This window comes from Brevundimonas aurifodinae, assembly GCF_040195595.1.
Lineage (GTDB): Bacteria > Pseudomonadota > Alphaproteobacteria > Caulobacterales > Caulobacteraceae > Brevundimonas > Brevundimonas aurifodinae.
The window spans coordinates 63,323-81,778 of record NZ_JBEGDD010000013.1 but is presented as its reverse complement, the minus strand read 5'-3'; the positions used below and the strand labels follow the sequence as shown (position 1 = coordinate 81,778).

Genomic DNA, 18,456 nt, shown 5'->3' with positions numbered 1-18,456 from the left:
GAATCCTCCCCTTCCCCGTCCTGGCGCGGGTGCTGAAGCGCCAGTTGCCGACGACGCTGTGGGGGCGGTCGCTGCTGATCATCGTCCTGCCCATCCTGATCATGCAGGGGGCGGTGACCTGGGCCTTCTTCGACATGCACTGGCAGACGGTGACGGCGCGCTTGTCGGAAGGCCTGGCCGGCGACGTGGCCTGGGCGGCCGAGAGCTATCGAAACGAGCCGACGGCATCGAACCTGGCCGAGATCACCGACCAGGCCCAGCGGTCCATGCAGCTGTCGGTGGCGCTGCGGCCCGGAGCGACCCTGCCCGAGGAACAGCGGCGGGGGCCGATCGGGGTGGTGGACCGGACGGTGGAGGCGGCCCTGGCCGGGCGGCTGGACCAGCCCTTCTGGTTCGATACGACCCGTTATCCCGCCTATATCGACATCCAGGTGCAGCAGAGGGACGGGGTGCTGCGGATCATCGCGCCCCGCGAGCGGGCGGTGGCGACCCAGGCGCACATCTTCGTGCTGTGGCTGACGCTGGCGACCGCCCTGCTGATGGGGGTCGCGATCCTGTTCATCCGCAATCAGGTGCGCGCCATCGAGCGACTGGCCGAGGCGGCGGAGGCGTTCGGACGCGGCGAAGTCGCCCGGCCGTTCAAGCCACATGGCGCGCGCGAGGTGCGTCAGGCGGCGACGGCCTTCCTGGCCATGCGCGACCGGATTCAGCGTCACATCGATCAGAGGACGGCCCTGCTGGCCTCGGTCAGCCACGACCTGAGGACGCCCCTGACACGGCTGAGGCTGGAACTGGCGCTGGCTCCGCCGTTCAAGCGCCAGGCGGCCATGAAGGGCGACCTGGACGAGATGGAGCACATGATCGACGAATATCTGGCCTTCGCCCGCGGCGAGGCCGGGGAGACGCCCCAGCGGCTGGACATCCCCGCGCTGCTGACGGCCGCCGGCGAGGACGTGAAGCGGGCGGGCGCGGAGGTCGAGATCGCCACGCCCACCGGCCTGACCGCCACTCTCCGACCGCTGGCGTTCAAGCGGGCCCTGACCAACCTCGCCGGCAATGCGGCGGCGCATGGCGAGCATGTGCGGCTGTCGGCGCGCGCCCTGCCCTCCGGCGGGCTCGAGATCGCGGTGGAGGACGACGGGCCCGGGATCCCGGAGGAGATGCACGAGGAGGCCTTTCGCCCCTTCAGCCGGCTGGACGAGAGCCGCAACCAGAACCGCAAGGGCGTCGGGCTGGGGCTGGCCATCGCGCGCGATGTGGCGCGCAGCCACGGCGGCGACATCACCCTGGCCCGCAGCGACCTGGGGGGCCTTCGCGCCCTGATCCGTCTGCCGGGCTAGCGAAGGCGGTCCGGAAGGCGCATCTTGGGTCCGACAGGGAAACATCGGAGGTTCATCATGCGCCGTCTCGCCTTTCTCGCCCCCCTCGCCTTCGCCGCCGGTCTGGCCGCGCCCGCCCTGGCCCAGGAGCCCCGCGTCACCGTGACCGTCGGAGGCGACCTGATCGAAGAGGTCGAGGAGTTGGGCCAACGCGACGTCGACCTTCAGCTGGAGCGGCTGCAGACCGTGGTGACCCGCGAACTGGACGCGCACGGCGTTCTGGGCGACGCCCAGGTCAATCTCGTGCTGACCGACCTAAAGCCCAACCGGCCGACCTTTCAGCAGGCGGCCGATCGTCCCGGCCTGTCGGTGATCGACAGCCTCTCTATCGGCGGCGCGACCATCGAGGGCGAGGTCGTGATGGCGGACGGACGTCGGCTGCCGGTGCACTACGCGCGCTATTCGACCTCGCTCGCCGACGTCCGGGGCTTCGGCACCTGGCAGGACGCGGACCGCGCCTTCAACCGTCTGGCCGCCAACCTGGCCTCAGGACGGCTGGTCGTCCGCTAGATCACGGGCGCGGGCGATGGCGGCCCGGACCGCCGCCTTCGCCACGCCCTCGAGATCGGCCGCGTGCAGCGCGTCAAGGCCCGCGCGGGTCGTGCCGCCGGGCGAGGCGATGCGGGCGATGAGGTCGTCCAGCGAAGCATCGGTGGCCGCGCCGGCTCCTGCGGACCGCAGGGCTCCTCGCGTCAGACGCTGGGCCGCGTCCGGCGTCAGCCCCGCCTCGACGCCTGCTCGGGCCAGCGCCTGGGCGAAGGCGTGAAAAAAGGCCGGGGCCGAGCCCGCGACCGCCGTGGCGGGGTCCAGCTGGACCTCGTCCGCCAGATCGACCGTGTCCGCCACGGGATCAAACAGGGCATGGGCCACCGCGCGCGCGCCGGGATCGGCCGACCAGATCGCCGCGACGCCCTGCGCCTGCGCAACGGCGGTGGTCGGCATGACGCGGGCGATGCGGCGATCGAGCACGGAAGCCAGATCGGCGGCGCGAACGCCGGCCATGACGGACACGATCACGGCCTCGGCCGGCAGTCTGGACAACAAGGGCGCGACCGCCGCGCGCCACGACCCCGGCTTCACCGCGATCACGAGCGCGCGGGTGTGGGACGGACAGACCGGCGGGTCGGCGCGGGTCAGAACGGTCGGTGAAGCCGCGCCGGTCAGACGCCAGCCCTCGGCCAGCGCCGAGCCGAGCCGACCGTGGCCGAGGAGGGTCACCTGCATGGGGGCCTCAGGCCGTGCCGACGGTCTCGAACAGGCAGCTGTCGATCGCGTCCTGCGGCTTCTTGTTGCCGCGGATCATGAAGTCGAAGGCGGGATAGTAGCGGTCCGCCGCCTCGACCGCCGCGTCGATCATCGACGCGGCCTGGGCCAGGGTCGGACGCTCGCCGTGCGGCAGGGCCAGGGAGTGGCGGAAGACGATCTCGCCGTCCTCGGCCCAGACCTCGAAATGGCCCATCCAGGTGCGCTGGTTGACCATGGAGACCAGCTCATAGGCGGCGCTGCGGCGGCTCTTCGTGGCCCGCAGGTCGAGCGCGCAACACAGCTGCAGGCAGTCGCCTTCGGGCCGCCAGGCGAACCACAACTCATAGTCCTTCCAGTCGCCGGCCAGGGCGAAGGCCAGGTCGCCGTCGTCGGTGCGGTCGAACGGCAGGTTCTCGGCGTTCAGCACATGCTCGACCACGTCCAGCGGATCGTAGGGGACGTCGACTTCGTGGGCGACAGCATCCATCAGGGAACTCAGGTCTCGCGGGGGGCGGGGCGCGACTCATGCGCCATGAAGAGACGGTAGGCGTGTTCGCGGATTCGGCTCAACCGGCTGCGTCCGGAAGACGAGTTCCGTCCGTGGACGTTCCCGTATTCGGCTTGTTGGCCTTGGCGGTGGCCGGCTTTTTCAGGGTGGCGATCTCGGCGCGAAGGGCGGCGATCTCGGCCTTCAGGGCATCGAACTCGTCGCGGCGGACCAGGTCCATCTCCGCCGCGATCCGGTCGGACTGGGAGCGGAAGGCCGACTTGGCCTCCTCGCCCGCCGCCTGGGCCAGGCCCATCGCGCTGGTCGACAGCTTGGCGAACTCGTCGAGAATGGGATTGCGCGTCTGCATCGGATGCTCCGGCCCGCGACTGGCGAGCGTCGTTAAGGAAGGGTCTGCGGATATGGTGAACGAAACCTTACCCGACCACCCCCTGTCTAAGGTCAATCGCGGCTTAAACGTGTCACCCTCGCGCGACGTGGCGACGCTTGCTAAGGGGCTCAGCGAACCGCTTCAGGAGCGCCAAGCGTGATATTCCCCGAGTTCGATCCGGTCCTGATCCAGCTGGGTCCGCTGCCGATCCGCTGGTATGCCCTGGCCTATGTGGCCGGCATCGTCCTGGGCTGGATCTATGCCGCGCGGATCCTGAAGGCCGATCGGGTCTGGAGCCCGGGCCGGGCCCCGATCACGCCCGTCCAGCTGGACGACCTGGTGCTGTGGATCACCCTGGGTATCATCCTGGGCGGCCGATTGGGCTACGTCCTGTTCTACAAGCCCGCGATCCTCGGTCAGCTGTTCACCGGCGACGGCTGGGGCGAGCGGCTGGAGCTGTTCCAGCTGTGGACCGGCGGCATGTCATTCCACGGCGGCTTCCTGGGCGTGGTCCTCGCCGCCGTATGGTTCGGCCGCAAACACGGCGCGAACCTGTTGAGCCTGGGTGACGCGATCGCGCCGGCGGTACCGCTGGGCCTGTTCTTCGGACGGATCGCCAACTTCACCAATGGCGAACTGTGGGGCCGGGTCACCGACGCGCCCTGGGCCATCCGCTTCTGCAACGCCCAGATCGAGCGGACCTATGGGTTCTGCCCCGCCGGCAACGAACCCCGACACCCCAGCCAGCTGTATGAGGCCGGGCTGGAGGGCATCGTCCTGTTCGTGGTGCTTTGGTTGGCGGTGTGGAAATGGAAGCTTCTGACCAAGCCCGGTTACGTCATGGGCCTGTTCCTGGTCGGCTATGGCCTGAGCCGCGCGGCGATCGAGACCGTGCGCGAGCCCGACAGCCATATGCCCGAGGCCCTGCAGGGCGTGATCACCATGGGGATGCTGCTGTCGATCCCGATGATCCTGGTCGGGGCCTGGCTGATCTGGCGCGCGCGGAGCCGTCCGCCGGTCACCGCAGCCTGACGCCATGAGCCCATGCCGATGAGCCCAGGCCGATGAGCAACGGGTCCCTGAAGGCGAGGCTGGCCCGCGAGATCGCCCTGACCGGCCCGATGACGATGGCGGACTATGTCACCCGCTGTCTGCACGATCCCTCGGGCGGCTATTACGCCACTCGGCCCGACCTCGGCGAGGCCGGCGACTTCATCACCGCGCCCCTGATCAGCCAGATGTTCGGCGAGCTGATCGGCCTGTGGGCGGTCGAGGTCTGGCACAGGCTGGGCGCGCCGGAACGGGTGCGCCTCGTGGAAATCGGGCCGGGCGACGGGACACTGATGGCCGACGCACTTCGCGCCGCGCGGCTGGCCCCCGATTTCCTGTCGGCGACCGAGCTGATCCTGATCGAGCCCAGCCGACCCCTGCGCGAGGTCCAGGCGCGGCGGCTGGGCGAAACGGATACCCCTCCCCGCTGGGTCTCGTCGCTCGAGGCCATCGACCGCGACGCGCCGGTGATCCTGATCGCCAACGAGGTTCTGGACTGCATGCCCGCGCGCCAGTTCGTGCGGACGGAAACCGGCTGGACGGAGCGACGCGTCGGCGTCTCGGACGACGGCGATCTAATGTTCGGTCTCACGGCCATCAGCGGCGGTTTCGTCCGGCCAATGTTCGAAGTCCAGCCGGGCGAGCTGATCGAGGTCTCCGAACAGCAGGCCGCCTTCGGTCGCGACCTGGCCCGGCTGGTGGCCGAGACCTCTGGCGCGGCCCTGCTGATCGACTATGGCCGCGACCGACCGGGGCCGGGCGACACGCTTCAGGCCCTGAGGCGACACGCCAGGGTCGATCCGCTGGACACCCCGGGCCTGGCCGACGTCACCCAGTGGGCCGACTTTCCCGCCGTGCTGGAGGCGGCGGTTCAGGCGGGCGCGGACGTGACCGGTTGTGTGGGCCAGGGCGAATTCCTGCGTCGATTGGGGATCGACACGCGCGCCGAACGGTTGATGTCGGCGAGGCCCGATGCCGCCCCGGCCATCCGACGCCAGCTGGATCGTCTGACGGCGGACGACCAGATGGGCGCCCTGTTCAAGGCGGCGGCGATATTCTCGCCCCGCAGCCTCGACGTTCCGGGATTCGAGCCATGAGCGACATGATCCAGCCGCCGCAACCGATCACCCACCCCCTGCTGGACGGAGTGCGACATGGCTTCTTCACGCGCCAGGGGGGGGTGTCCGCCGGGCTGTTCGAGGGACTGAACACGGGCCTGGGGTCCAGCGACGACGCCGTGGCGGTGACAGAGAACCGGCGGCGCGTCGCGGCGGCCATGGGCGGGACGCCCGACGACCTGGCGGCCTGCTACCAGATCCATTCCAGCCTGGCCCGCGTCGCCGAAGGACCCTGGCGCGGCGACCGGCCCGAGGGCGACGCCGTGGTGACCCGGACGCCCGGCGTCATCTGCGCCGTCCTGACCGCTGACTGCGCGCCGGTCCTGATGGCGGACGCCCATGCCGGCGTGGTCGCGGCGGTCCACGCCGGCTGGAAGGGCGCGTTGAACGGCGTCGTCCACAGCGCCGTGACCGCCATGGAGGCTCTGGGGGCTCGGCCGGCCCGGATCGCCGCCGTCGTGGGGCCTTGTATCGCCCAGGCGAGCTACGAAGTCGGCGCGGACTTCCAGGAACGGTTCGAGCACCACGACCCGGGTTCGGAGCGATTCTTCATGGCCGGGGCCACGACGGACAAGCGCCTGTTCGACCTGCCGGGGTTCGTCCTGTGGCGGCTGGAGCAGGCAGGGGTGGGGAATGCCGCCTGGACGGGCCACGATACCCGGGTGGACGAGGCGCGGTTCTACTCGAACCGGCGCGCGCATCTTAACCGAGAACCGGATTTCGGCCGGTTGATGTCGGCGATCACCCTGGGCTAGGGGCCGTCTTGCGGTCTCAGCCGGCTCGGGCCAGCTGGGGCTCCAGGATCACCTCGCGCCAGGCGTGGGGCGCGGCCAGAAGGGCCCGGACCAGGCGGTTGTTCACCGCGTGACCGGCCTTGAAGCCTTCATAGCGGCCCAGCAGGGGCGCGCCGAGGACGTAGAGATCGCCGATGGCGTCCAGCGCCTTGTGGCGCACGAACTCGCGCTCCATCCGCAGCCCGCCGGGGTTCAGGATCTCGTCGCCGTCGATGACGACCGCGTTCTCCAGGCTGCCACCCCGGGCCAGACCCGCCTGACGCAGGGCCTGGACCTCATGGGCGAAACCGAAGGTGCGGGCCGACATGATCTCGTCGCGGAAGGTCTGTTCGTCGACCACGAAATCCACGACCTGATTGCCGACCACGGCATTGTCGAAGTCGATCTCGAACCGCATCTCGTAGCGGTCGCACGGCAGCAGGGCCGCGTGCTTGTCGCCGTCGGTGACGTGGATCGGCTCCCGGATCTCGATGTAGCGAACCGGCGCCTCCTGGCGGCGGAAGCCGGCGCGGTCCAGCAGCTGGACGAACGGCAGGGCCGAACCATCGAGGATCGGCAATTCCGGGCCATCGACCTCGACCACCACATTGGACACGCCGAGCGCGCAGAAGGCGGCCATCAGATGCTCGATGGTCGACAGGCGCACGCCCGCGCCGTTCTCGATCATGGTGTTCAACCGGGCGTCGACCACGGCATCGCCCGAGACGACGATCCGATTGTCGCGGTCGGTGATGTCGGTGCGGACGAAGACGATCCCCGTGCCCGTCGGCGCGGGCCGGATGGCCAGACGCACGCGCTGACCGGTATGCACGCCCACGCCGGCGCAGATGGCCGGGGCGACGAGCGTCCGTTCGCGATGATCGTGGCGTGCGGCCAAGAGACAAACCCGACGTTGCGGCCCCGCGCATCTCAACAGCGCATTAACCGAAGCTGGATGCCTACCCAGCCCGGCCGCCAGGGAAAACCAAAGTCGGGTTTCGGATTGTTACGCGGGAGGAGGGCAATGCGCCTCTCCCTCCCCCTCTGGGGAGGGTGGTCGCGGAGCGACCGGGCGGGGGCGGCATAGCCATTCGGCGCAGGCCGCGCCTGTGACCAGCTTGGCCGCCCCCACCCGGTCTCCACTTCGCTGCGTCCACCCTCCCCGTGCCGGGGAGGGAGAAAGTCGGTCAGTTCGCCAGGCGACGCAGGAACGAGGGGATTTCAAGGTCGTCCTCGGCCGGGACGGCTGCCTGTGACGTCTGGCGCAGTTCCGGCTGAGGCTGAGGTTGCGGCGCGCGCGGTTCCGGTTGCTGGACCGGGGCATAGGCCGAGGGCGTGCGGGGCTTCTTGCCGAACAGACTCCAGCCCGAACGACGGTGATCCGGCTCCTGATGGGTCGGCGTCTCGGCGCGCGCGGGGGCCGGGGCGTCGAAGTACAGATCGCCCTGGTCGGTCGGGGCGGTCGCGACGCGGCCGTGATCCTGCTCGAAGGCCTCGACCCAGGGATCGACGATAGGTTCCAGAGCGCGGGTTTCCTCGGCGACGTGGATGACCGGCTCGGGTGCGCGGGCGGCCGGGGCCTCGAAGGTCGGGACGACCGGGGCGGGCTCAGGCGCACGATAGGCCGAGGCGACGGCGGCTTCGCGACGGGCGGGCTCGGTGCGGGCGACGGGAGCGACCGGCTCTGCGCGGCGCGGCTCGTGGAAGGTCGTCTGGCGCGGGGCGACGGGCTCGATCTTCTGGGTCGCGACCTCGTCCATGCCGGTGGCGACGACCGAGACGCGGATCTTGCCGTCCAGGGCCGGATCGAAGGCCGCGCCGAAGATGATGTTGGCGTCGCCGTCCACCTCGGCGGAGATGGCGTTGGCGGCTTCGTCGACCTCCAGCAGGGTCATGTCCAGGCCACCGGTGATGTTGACCAGCACGGCCTTGGCGCCCTTCAGGCTGGTCTCGTCCAGCAGGGGGTTGGCGATGGCGTTCTGGGCCGCCAGCAGGGCGCGGTCGTCGCCGGAGGCCTCGCCCGTGCCCATCATCGCCTTGCCCATCTCGGACATCACGGCGCGGACGTCGGCGAAGTCGAGGTTGATCAGGCCGGGCAGGATCATCAGGTCGGTGATCGAGCGCACGCCCGAATGCAGCACCTGGTCGGCCATACCGAAGGCGTCAGCGAAGGTGGTGCGCTCATTGGCGACGCGGAACAGGTTCTGGTTCGGGATGACGATCAGGGTGTCGACGTAGCGTTGCAGCTCGGCGATGCCGGCGTCGGCCAGACGCATGCGGTGACGGCCTTCGAAGGTGAAGGGCTTGGTCACGACGCCGACGGTCAGAATGCCGCGGTCGCGCGCGCATTTGGCGATGATCGGCGCGGCGCCCGTGCCGGTGCCGCCGCCCATGCCGGCGGTGATGAAGATCATGTGCGCGCCTTCCAGGTGCGCGTGGATCTCGTCGGCGGATTCCTCGGCGGCGTTCATGCCGACTTCGGGATGGGCGCCGGCGCCGAGACCCTGGGTGATGGTCTCGCCCAATTGAATACGGCGGTCGGTCTTGGCGAAGGACAGATGCTGGGCGTCGGTATTGGCGACGACGAACTCGACGCCTTCCAGTCCGGCGTCGATCATGTTGTTGACGGCGTTGCCGCCCGCGCCGCCGACGCCGAAGACGACGATCCGGGGCTTCAGTTCCGTGGCCTGCGGCCGCACCAGCGAGAGAGACATTCCGTTACCGACCCTTGTTTTCGACCCTGCCCCGTTAACGGCCAATGCGAAGTCCCCGCCGATTCGCATTGGTTATGAGCGCGTTAAGGAAACACCCAGCGCCGTTAAGAGAAGGTTACCGGACTAGTGTGAGTCGGCCGGAAACACAGTCCCGGCCCGACCGTCCGCGCATCTTTTCCGCGAGAGGACGTAACCAATCTCGACAGAGGCCGTCACGCGACGGTCCCAAGGCCAAAACGTGACCTAACTGCGACAATGGCGGCAGATGTTGCAGGATTGCGGCCTGAAAATGTTGCAGGCACGCTGCGATGGTGTAACCGAACCGTGGACGAAGGCTGTCCAATGCCTTCCGCATATGTTTTTCAGGGGTGATATCATCATGTCGTCGAAGAAGGCCCTTCTGGGCACCTCCATTCTGGCGGGGCTTCTTGCCCTGACCGCCCTTCCCGCCCACGCCCAGTCGACGCCTGCGGGCGCGAACCAGTCGGCCGCTCAGGACGAACAAGAAACCCAGGTCGAAGAAGTCGTCGTCACCGGTTCGCGTCTTCGCCGCGAGCGATTCGACCTGCCGACGCCCGTCCTGCAGGTTGACGAGGAAGAGTTCGAGCGCACCGCCGTCGGCAACGCCATTGACGTCATCGAAGACATCCCGCTGGTCGGCACCGGTTCCAACAGCCGGGGCGCCAACACCCAGTTCGGCGATAACTTCGCCTTCGCCGACCTGTTCAACCTCGGCACCCAGCGCACCCTGACGCTGGTCAACGGCCGCCGCTTCATCTCGGGCAACCAGGCGACGGTGTTCGTGCCGGACAACGCCACGGGCGCCCAGGTCGATATCACCACCCTGCCGCCATCGCTGATCCAGCGCGTCGAGGTGACGCCTCTGACCGGCGGTGCCATCTACGGCGCGGACGCCGTCGGCGGCGTCATCAACTTCATCCTCAAGGACGACTTCGAGGGCCTGGACGTCCTGGCCCAGTACGGCGTCACCGACTACGGCGACGGTGATCGCTACCGCGGCGCGGTCACCTGGGGCACCAACTTTTACGATAACCGCGCCAACGTGACCTTGGCCGTGGACTATTTCAAGCAGGAGCTGATCCCGATCGGGGGTGAGCGCAACTACACGATCAATCCCGGTGCCATCCTCAACCCCCGGGATGCTCGCGTGCGCAGGCCTGGCTCGTTCGGCTCGCCCACGAGCCCCGACTCTGTGTTCCTGCCCGGTGGTTCGGACTTCGAACGAAACAACATCTACGCGTCGGACCTTCGAAACGGGACGTTCTCGGCCGGCGGCCTGCTCTTCACGGGGAACACATTCCAGTCAGGCGTTTCGGGTGCCTCCTTCCTGATTCCCAACGCCCCCGTTCTCGCCACACAGGCGGGACGCGCCGCAGATCCGGAAGGCTTCGCCTTTTTCGCCCCGAGCTCTTTGCCGACGGGCGTAACAGCCGCATCGGTCATCAATCGCTTCGCCCCCGGCACCAATATCGCGGCACTGACCACTGCTCAGCAAACCAATCTGGCGGTCAACCTTCTTCAACGGAACCGACCGACTCCGTCCGAGTATTTCGCCGCCAATCCCAGCCTTAACCCCTTGCTGTTCATCGGCACCTTCTACGGAGCACAAGGCAACGCGGCCGGGTCTCCGTTGGGGTATCTGCCGACCATCATCAACACCAACCCGGCCACTGCAGCGCTGTTTCCCCGGATCGCAGTTCCGCTGCAGTTCGATGGCTCCGGTGCCCTCGTGCCCTACAGCCTAGGCGATGCTACGCTCGGCACCATCGGCACGACTGTCGGCGGGGATGGCTTCTCTAACGCGGAACGTCAGTTCGGTAACCTTCAGTCCTCGACCGAACGCCTCAGCCTGTCGGGAGTGACGCGCTTCGACGTCACCGACAGCATCACTTACCGCGGCGAGTATCTTTACAGCGATATCGAGTTCCGCTCGATCGGCGCAGCGAATTCCAATGCGCCAGGCGGGTCTACGGCGGCGGGCAATCGGAACATTCCGATCTACATCGACCAGAACCCCTTCTTCTCAGCCGCCAATCAGACAACGATCACCAACCTTGTCGGCCAGGGCCTTGTCGTTCCGACGCTGAATGGTCAACGCGTCCTCTACGCAGGTCGCGCACTCGCCGACATCTTGGGTCCTGTCGAAAGCGGCAACAACGTTGAACTGTTTCGGACGTCCCAGTCGCTTGAGGGCGAGTTCGGGCTTTGGGGTCGTCGATTCTACTGGGATGTCGCGGGCGTTTATGGTCAGAGCGACGTTCAGAACTTCGGTGTTGCGATCCTCGACCACGAGTTCGCCATCGCCACTGACGTTGTGAGGGGGGCCAACGGACAGCCGGTCTGCCGTCAACAGACTCTGGCCAGCCCGGAAAGCATCGCTATTCGCGACCCGGCCCTAGCCAACATCACGACAAACCTCGGGCTCGTTCCCAGTCGCGCCACGGTTGCGGGGTGCATTCCCTTCAACATCTTCGGCGAAGGTAACGCGCAGGTAACGCCGGAGCTGCGTGATTACCTTCTCGGCGACACCGGGTCGTTCAACGAAGGTCGCCAGCACTACATGGCGGCTTCGCTCGGCGGCGAGATCTTCCGCCTTCCCGGTGGCTGGATCAGCGCGGGGGCCCAGCTCGAGTGGCGCAACGAGTCGCTCCGGTTCACGCCGAACCCTGACTTCGCCACTGGCGCGACACGGACGGCCGTGGGTCCGTCCAGCTTCGGCGAGCTTCGCTTCCTCGAGTATGGTTACGAGGCATCGATCCCGATCTTCGGCGAGGACTTCACCCTTCCGCTTGTCGAGGCGCTGGAAATCAGCGGAGCCTTCCGGATCGTTGATCGGGACGGCAAGACCACGACGGCGGGCCTTGCCCCGTCGCCGGGGACAACCGACGAAGTCTATCAGGCAAGCATTCGTTGGCAGCTGAGCGAGGATCTGCAGTTCCGCGCCAACAAGTCGACCTCGGTGCGTTCGGCATCGATCACCGAACTGTTCGGTTCCCCGCAGTCGGCCTTCACCGGCGGATTCCTGATCCCGTGCACGCCCACGACCATCACCCAAGGGCCCAACCCTGCCAATCGTCGGGAAAACTGCATCAGCGCCGTAATCTTGACCGGTGCGGCACCCGACCGTGCTGCCGCTGAAGCCTTCCTGGCGAGCTACGTCAGCGTAGCCGGCACCCGCCCCGCCGGCGTCACAGCCAACTCGTTCCTTTCGAACGAGGAATCGGAAGCCTTCGGCTACGGGTTCACCTTCACGCCCCGCTGGATTCCGCGACTGACCATCGCCGCCGACTACTATGAGGCGGAAGTCACCGGGCAGATCGGTCTGACCGGCCCGAACACGACGACGAACCAGTGCTTCGATGAGGCGACGTTCCCCAACTCGCTGCTGAACGGAACTCCGGCATGCGATCTGTTCCAGATCGGCGTTCGCGGTGCCGACGGCAACTTCGTCAACCCGACCGTCAGTCCGCTGACGGGTCGCCCAGTCCTGCCGGTGACCAACCCCGGGGCACCGTCGGTCATCAACCAGCCCTTCCAGTCCTCATGGTTCGCCTTCTCCAACCTCAACCTTGGCGCCACCAAACTGCGGGCTCTAACGATCGAGGCTCGCTACAACTTCGCCCTTGAAGACCTGGTCGGGTCGATGGGGTCGAGCTGGGGTGACATCTTCCTGTCGGGATCGGCGTATCAACTGCAACAGTTCGATGTGTCCGGCAGCGGCACGTTCCTCGACACGAACCCGAACTCCGGTGAGCCCGGTTTCGCCGAGTGGGAGTTCCGGGCCGATATCGCGCACCGGATGGGCAAGTTCGATCATCGCATCACGCTGTTCCGCAACAGCGGCACGGTGGGCAACGTGCAGACCAACCCCTCGACCTTCGTCGAGCAGACAGACGGCTTCAAACTGGAGGGCTTCACGACGGCGAACTACACCGCCGCCTACCAGGTCACTGATGAAGTGAATGTTCGAGTGTCGATCAACAACCTGTTCAACACGCGCAACCCGCGTGAAGACTTGGGAATCGTCGGCGACACCGTCGGTCGGACCTTCCTGTTCACGGTCGCGGGCAGCTTCTAAGCCGCGAACAGAACGGACTGAGACTGGCGCCGGCGGGGTGATCCCCGCCGGCGCTTTTCTTTGTCTGATGATACGGGCTGTCAGATGAAGAGCCCGAACGACGGCTTAGTCGGGGTAAGTCTCGCAGATCTCTGACTCTTGGGTTGGGCAAAACCAGGCTTCGCCGACCCGGAGGCAACCGTAGTCGAGATAACAGGCTTCCTTGGTAGGGTAGATCGCGACCGACTGCTTGAGATCCGTCCCGTAGGGGTTGGGAGCGGCGGCCGAAAGCATGACTGCCGCTAGAGCGGCCAGAGATACCTTGAACATTGGACGTCCTTTCCTGAGCAGCGAAATGCCGCCGGATCAGACTGTGCCTGCGTGTTGGAGGCCACAATACACTTCAAGGTGATCAAACACGCGAACATAGTAAACTACAGGTTGTCTCGCAGCCAGCCCGCCGCGCGTGCCACCAGATTGCCCTGATGCACACGCGGAGCGTCAGCGGCGGTGATCTGGCGCGACATGAGCTTGCGCGCCGAGACCGCCTCACGCGGGCCATAGGCGGCGCGCAGCAGCACGCCGGCGGCGGAACAGAAGGCGGGGCCCGCCGCCGAATCCGCCAGATGCGGCGCCCGCTGAGGCCGACCCAGGCGCACGGGCCGGTCGAACACCCGGATGGCCAGTTCCCGTACGCCGTTCAGCTGGCTGGCACCGCCCGTCAGGACCAGTCCCGCGCCGGGCTCCAGCCCCGTGCCCGCCGCCTTCAACCGGTCGCGCAGCAGCTCCAGCGTCTCCTCGACCCGAGGGGCGATGACCGTCTTCAGCATGGCGCGGGGCACGATCACGGGGCCGGCGCCCGGCTCCTCGCCGCGCGGCGGGGCCTCCAGCATCTCGCGGTCCTCGTGCGCCGCCGCCATGGCCGAGCCGTGCAGGGTCTTCAGCCGCTCGGCCCCAGCCCTGGAGGTCGACAGGCCCCGGGCGATGTCGGAGGTGACATGGTCGCCGCCGACGTTCAGCGATTCGATATGCAGCAGCGAGCGCCCGCCCCAGACGGCGGCCGAGGTCGATCCCCCGCCCATGTCGATGCAGACGCAGCCCAGGTCCATCTCGTCCTCTTCCAGAGCGGCGAGGGACGAGACCACGGGCGCGGCGACCACGCCCTGCAGGTCCAGATGGGCCAGCTCCAGGCAATGGCTCAGCGATCCGAAGGCGCTCTCGGCCATCGACACGACCAGCAGGTCGAGCCCGAGCGAGCCGCCGCGCATCGACCGTGGATCGTGGACCCCCCTCGCCCCGTCCACCGACCACGCTATCGGCAACACATGGATCGGGCGGCGGTTGGGTAGACGGATCTGCGCCAGGGCCATCCCGATGGCGCGGGCCAGGTCGGCGTCGCCGACGGGGCTGGCTCCCAGCGAGACCCGGGCCTGCACCCGGTGACTGGCCATCTGGCCGATGGCGGTGGTGACGATGACGCCCGACACGGGCGCGCCCGCCGCCCGCTCGGCCCGCTCGACCGCGTGGCCGATGGCCTGGGCCGCCTCGTCCATGCTGACGATGGCCCCGCCGCGCACGCCCTTGGACTGGACATGGCTGGCCCCCGCGACGCGGATGGTGCGGTCGGCGTGGCGCACGCCATCGGGCTTCATGATGAAACAGGCGACCTTTGACTGGCCCAGGTCCAGCGCGGCCACGACGGGCGCGCGGTTCGCCGCTCCCCCTCGATCGAATTTCGTGGCCTCGATCGCCGGATCGCCCCTTTTTCCCGCCATGCCCTTGAAATCCCTACTCAGACTGTATCAGGCCGACGCGCCGGGCCGCACCGCGACCTGGCCCTCGGTGCGAAGATCGATGCGCTCGAAGCCGAGCTCCAGCAGCCGCTCTCGCTGATCCAGGGCGTCCAGCTGGATCAGCGCCGCCTCCTGATTGATGGCCGGCAGCTGGATGATGCCACCGTCCTTGAGCCGCAGGTCCCAGCGCCGCTCGTCCACCCTCACGACGGCGTCGACGCGGCTCATCAGGCGCGGGCGCTGGGCCAGCAGCGGCAGGATGGCTCCCGCCGCCCCGTCCGCCCCCTTGCCCACCACGAGCGGCAGGTTGGGGTGGCGTCCCGCGTCGGCGCCGGCGATCGTCCGGCCCTCGCCGTCGATGACGTGGGTGCGCCCGCCCGTCTGCCACACGGCCAGACGATCATGTTCCTCGACTTCGACGATCAAGGTGTCGGGCAGCAGGCGCACCACCCGCGCCTCTCGCACCCAGCCGACCTGTTCCACGCTGGCCTTCAGCGCGTCCAGATCGAGCGTCGTGATCGGCTGGCCCGCCTGGACGTCCAGGGCGCGCTGGATCGCTGGCGTGGCCTCGTCGGACGCGCCGGTGATGTGGACGCGGTTGAGCCGCAGCCCCATGCCGGTCGTGACGCCGTCCATGCCCTGGCTGAACGACTGCCCGATCCGGTCCGCTCGTGATCCGGTCGCCAGGACCAGCGCCAGAACCCCGACGCCGGCGCAGATCGACAGGACGACCGCCCGCGGCGTCAGGTCGAGCCGACCGAGCGCCGCCATCTTGCCCGGAACACCGCCCGCATTGCGAGGGGCCGGGCCGCGACGCCCCTGCCCCTTGGGACCCGTGCCACGCTTGGGGGCCGGCGCGGAACCCGCGCGTCGACCGCCGCGAACTACCGCGGGCATGAGGCGTCCTCCACCATCCACCGGACCAGGTCGTGATAACTCATGCCCAGATGCGCGGCCTGCTCGGGAACGAGGGAGGTCGGCGTCATGCCGGGCTGGGTATTGACCTCCAGAAGGACCAGCACGTCCTTAACATCGTCATAACGAAAGTCGGACCGACTGACCCCGCGACATCCGAGGGCGGCGTGCGCCCGCTCGGATTCGCGCAGCGCCGCCTCGAAGACACGGGCGGGGATATCGGCCGGAAGCCTGTGGATCGACCCGCCCGGCGCGTATTTGGCCTCATAGTCGTAGAAGCCCTTGACCGGGGTGATGTCGGTCACCGTCAGGGCGCGCGGGCCGGTCGCCTCTCCGATCACGGCGACGGCCAGTTCACGGCCGGGGATATAGGGCTCGACCATCACGAGATCGCCATAGGTCCAGGCGTCCGACCCGACCTCGGCCTGGGGCCCGTTCGCGCCCTCGGGCACCAGATAGACGCCGACGGACGACCCCTCGGCGTTGGGCTTGATGATGTAGGGCGGCGGAATGACGTGGCGACGCGCCACCTCGTGCCGGTCGAACAGGCCGCCGCCTGGCACGGCGACGCCCGCCGCCTTCAGGATCGACTTGGTCTTGTCCTTGTCCATCGTCAGGGCCGAGGCCAGGACGCCGGAGTGGGTGTAGGGAATGGCCAGGGTCTCGAGGATGCCCTGGACACAGCCGTCCTCTCCCCATTCGCCGTGCAGGGCGTTCAGGACGACGTCGGGCTTGAGCTCGGCCAGCACCTGGGCCAGGTCGCGGCCCGCATCGACGCGGCTGACCCGGGCGACCTGGCCTTCCAGCGCGTCGGCGCAGCCCTTGCCCGAGGACAGCGAGACCTCTCGCTCCGAAGAGAGCCCCCCCATCAGGACGGCGACGTGCAGCTCTGACAAGGGACGGACCATGGGGGCTGTTCTAGCTGGGGCTTATGACGGGCGGCCGATCCTCTTGATCTCCCATTCTAGGTTTACGCCGAGTTTACTTTGAACCTCGGCGCGGACGATTTCGCCCAGCCCCTCGATGTCGGCGGCGGTCGCCTCGCCCGGGTTGATCATGAAGTTGGAGTGGAGCGCGCTGAACATGGCCCCGCCGCCGGTGACGCGGTGCAGCCGTCCGCGCCAGCCGGCATCATCGACCAGCTTCCAGGACGAATGCCCAGGCGGGTTCTTGAAGGTCGAGCCGCCGGTCTTCTCGCGGATGGGCTGGGTGGTCTCGCGCCGCGCCGTGATCTCGGCGATGCGGGCGGAGACGGCCTCGGGATCGTCGGGCGTCCCGTGATAGGTCGCCTCGATCCAGATGATGTCGGCCGGGGCTTGGGAGTGGCGGTAGCTGTAGCCGAAATCGGCCCGCGCGTAGTCGACCCGCTCGCCCGACCGTGTCAGCCCCCAGGCCGAGAGGAGGACGTCCTTCGTTTCCGACCCGTAGCAGCCCGCGTTCATGACCAGCGCCCCGCCGATCGTCCCCGGAATGCCCGCGTAGAACTCCAGCCCCGCGAGGCCCGCCTTGGCCGAGGCCTTGGCCACCATGGCGTCGAGCGCTCCCGCGCCGACCGTGATCGTGTCGCCCTCGGCCGTGATCCCGGCGAAGGGTCGACCGGCCAGCCGGACCACCACGCCCTCGACGCCGCCGTCCCGAACGATGACGTTGGAGCCAACGCCGAGCACCGTGACAGGGACGCTGTCCGGGAGCGCCTTGAGGAAAGCTGCCAGGTCATCCGCATCCGCTGGGATGAACAGCACGTCCGCCGCCCCGCCAACCCGGAACCAAGTGTAGGGTGCCAGCGGCTCATCCAGCACCAATTTGCCGCGCACGGAGGGAAGGGTTTCGCGCCAGGCGGAGGCGGCTTCGGATCGTGCGGTCATGCGGGCTCGATATCGGTCTGGGCGAAGTCGTCGCCCTTGTACAACAGGGGCATCCTGGCGTTGCGCGCGCAGGCGTAGGCGAAACAGTCACCGAAGTTGAGCGCCGCCGGATGGCGCCCCTTCCCGAACCGCGCGTAAGCCTGGATGGCAAGGCGTCGAGCTTGGGGTGGAACGGCTTGAACCTCGATCATCATGAGGCTCAGAAAGTCCTCCACCTCCGCCTCGGCGGCCTCCACCGGCAAGTGGAGATACCGACTGATGACGATGACGGTTTCCCAGACCGCCATGGGCGAAGTGACGCGCACGGCATGCGCCTCCATCCGCCTCGCCAAATCGGCGGCGTCGGGTTCCTTCAATAGAATGGCGCACAGGGCTGAAGCGTCAGCGAACATCACGCCCTAGTCGTAGAGGCTGTCGATAAACGCCTTGTCGACGAAGCCGCGATCGGGACCGGCGCGTGCATGTAAATCACGGACGAAGGCCAAGGCGCGTTCCACATACTCGTTGGGTTCTCCGACCCGGTCCAGCTCGTGGCGCAATGCCTGTCTGACCACCTCGGTCTTGGTCATGCGGCGCTGCGCAGCCAGACGCTCGGCAAGCCGGTCGACCTCCGGATCCTTGATGTAGAGTGGCATGGGATATCCCTGA

The 18,456-nt window shown here is 68.0% G+C and carries 17 protein-coding genes; 6 read left to right on the top strand and 11 right to left on the bottom strand.

Going from position 1 to position 18,456, the window contains the following annotated elements; genetic code table 11:
- Nucleotides 1–2: 2 nt before the first annotated feature.
- Together ABN401_RS14525 and ABN401_RS14520 are read left to right on the top strand one after the other, a co-directional pair.
- Nucleotides 3–1,340 (top strand): ATP-binding protein, encoded by a 1,338-nt coding sequence (locus ABN401_RS14525; RefSeq protein ID WP_349685586.1) that lies wholly within the window; start codon nucleotides 3–5, stop codon nucleotides 1,338–1,340.
- Between the two features lie 57 nt (nucleotides 1,341–1,397).
- Nucleotides 1,398–1,889, top strand: coding sequence for a hypothetical protein (locus tag ABN401_RS14520; RefSeq protein WP_349685585.1), 492 nt, complete (start codon nucleotides 1,398–1,400; stop codon nucleotides 1,887–1,889).
- On the opposite strand, the gene ABN401_RS14515 is transcribed toward ABN401_RS14520, so the two are convergent.
- From ABN401_RS14515 to ABN401_RS14505, 3 genes are all read right to left on the bottom strand, one after another.
- Entirely contained in the window at nucleotides 1,866–2,603 is a 738-nt protein-coding gene (locus ABN401_RS14515) for a pyrroline-5-carboxylate reductase family protein (RefSeq protein WP_349685584.1), read from the bottom strand. The genes ABN401_RS14520 and ABN401_RS14515 overlap by 24 nt on opposite strands.
- Before the next feature lie 7 nt (nucleotides 2,604–2,610).
- A complete protein-coding gene (locus tag ABN401_RS14510; RefSeq protein WP_349685583.1) occupies nucleotides 2,611–3,111 on the bottom strand; it encodes a type III secretion system chaperone family protein in 501 nt (166 codons plus the stop codon).
- A 79-nt stretch (nucleotides 3,112–3,190) separates the two neighbouring features.
- Entirely contained in the window at nucleotides 3,191–3,481 is a 291-nt protein-coding gene (locus tag ABN401_RS14505) for an accessory factor UbiK family protein (protein ID WP_349685582.1), read from the bottom strand.
- Nucleotides 3,482–3,658: 177 nt separating this feature from the next.
- On the opposite strand from ABN401_RS14505, the gene lgt reads away from it, so the two are divergent.
- From lgt to pgeF, 3 genes are read left to right on the top strand one after another with little or no spacing between them, the layout of a single operon-like run.
- Nucleotides 3,659–4,534, top strand: coding sequence for a prolipoprotein diacylglyceryl transferase (gene lgt / locus ABN401_RS14500; protein WP_349685581.1), 876 nt, complete (start codon nucleotides 3,659–3,661; stop codon nucleotides 4,532–4,534).
- A 32-nt stretch (nucleotides 4,535–4,566) separates the two neighbouring features.
- On the top strand, nucleotides 4,567–5,649 hold the full coding sequence (locus tag ABN401_RS14495) for a class I SAM-dependent methyltransferase (protein WP_349685580.1): 1,083 nt from the start codon (nucleotides 4,567–4,569) through the stop codon (nucleotides 5,647–5,649).
- 5 nt (nucleotides 5,650–5,654) lie between these two features.
- A complete protein-coding gene (gene pgeF / locus ABN401_RS14490; protein ID WP_432763566.1) occupies nucleotides 5,655–6,425 on the top strand; it encodes a peptidoglycan editing factor PgeF in 771 nt (256 codons plus the stop codon).
- A 16-nt stretch (nucleotides 6,426–6,441) separates the two neighbouring features.
- On the opposite strand, the gene lpxC is transcribed toward pgeF, so the two are convergent.
- Both lpxC and ftsZ read right to left on the bottom strand, forming a co-directional pair.
- Nucleotides 6,442–7,341 (bottom strand): UDP-3-O-acyl-N-acetylglucosamine deacetylase, encoded by a 900-nt coding sequence (gene lpxC, locus ABN401_RS14485; RefSeq protein ID WP_349685578.1) that lies wholly within the window; start codon nucleotides 7,339–7,341, stop codon nucleotides 6,442–6,444.
- A 289-nt stretch (nucleotides 7,342–7,630) separates the two neighbouring features.
- On the bottom strand, nucleotides 7,631–9,157 hold the full coding sequence (gene ftsZ, locus ABN401_RS14480) for a cell division protein FtsZ (protein WP_349685577.1): 1,527 nt from the start codon (nucleotides 9,155–9,157) through the stop codon (nucleotides 7,631–7,633).
- Nucleotides 9,158–9,536: 379 nt separating this feature from the next.
- Between ftsZ and ABN401_RS14475 the strand changes: the two genes are divergently transcribed.
- Complete coding sequence (locus ABN401_RS14475) at nucleotides 9,537–13,256, top strand: TonB-dependent receptor domain-containing protein (RefSeq protein WP_349685576.1); 3,720 nt, start codon at nucleotides 9,537–9,539, stop codon at nucleotides 13,254–13,256.
- Between the two features lie 413 nt (nucleotides 13,257–13,669).
- On the opposite strand, the gene ftsA is transcribed toward ABN401_RS14475, so the two are convergent.
- Genes ftsA through ABN401_RS14445 form a run of 6 tightly spaced genes read right to left on the bottom strand, consistent with a single transcriptional unit; the run spans nucleotide 13,670 to nucleotide 18,443 of the window.
- Complete coding sequence (gene ftsA / locus ABN401_RS14470; protein ID WP_349685575.1) at nucleotides 13,670–15,010, bottom strand: cell division protein FtsA; 1,341 nt, start codon at nucleotides 15,008–15,010, stop codon at nucleotides 13,670–13,672.
- A 27-nt stretch (nucleotides 15,011–15,037) separates the two neighbouring features.
- Nucleotides 15,038–15,925, bottom strand: a complete 888-nt coding sequence (locus ABN401_RS14465; RefSeq protein WP_349685574.1) for a cell division protein FtsQ/DivIB — start codon at nucleotides 15,923–15,925, stop codon at nucleotides 15,038–15,040.
- Nucleotides 15,913–16,851 (bottom strand): D-alanine--D-alanine ligase, encoded by a 939-nt coding sequence (locus ABN401_RS14460; RefSeq protein WP_349685573.1) that lies wholly within the window; start codon nucleotides 16,849–16,851, stop codon nucleotides 15,913–15,915. The genes ABN401_RS14465 and ABN401_RS14460 overlap by 13 nt, the downstream gene beginning before the upstream one ends.
- Nucleotides 16,852–16,872: 21 nt before the next feature.
- Nucleotides 16,873–17,808, bottom strand: coding sequence for a UDP-N-acetylmuramate dehydrogenase (gene murB / locus ABN401_RS14455; RefSeq protein WP_349685572.1), 936 nt, complete (start codon nucleotides 17,806–17,808; stop codon nucleotides 16,873–16,875).
- Nucleotides 17,805–18,200 (bottom strand): type II toxin-antitoxin system VapC family toxin, encoded by a 396-nt coding sequence (locus tag ABN401_RS14450; RefSeq protein ID WP_349685571.1) that lies wholly within the window; start codon nucleotides 18,198–18,200, stop codon nucleotides 17,805–17,807. The genes murB and ABN401_RS14450 overlap by 4 nt, the downstream gene beginning before the upstream one ends.
- Nucleotides 18,201–18,206: 6 nt before the next feature.
- On the bottom strand, nucleotides 18,207–18,443 hold the full coding sequence (locus tag ABN401_RS14445) for a type II toxin-antitoxin system VapB family antitoxin (protein WP_349685570.1): 237 nt from the start codon (nucleotides 18,441–18,443) through the stop codon (nucleotides 18,207–18,209).
- Nucleotides 18,444–18,456 lie beyond the last annotated feature (13 nt).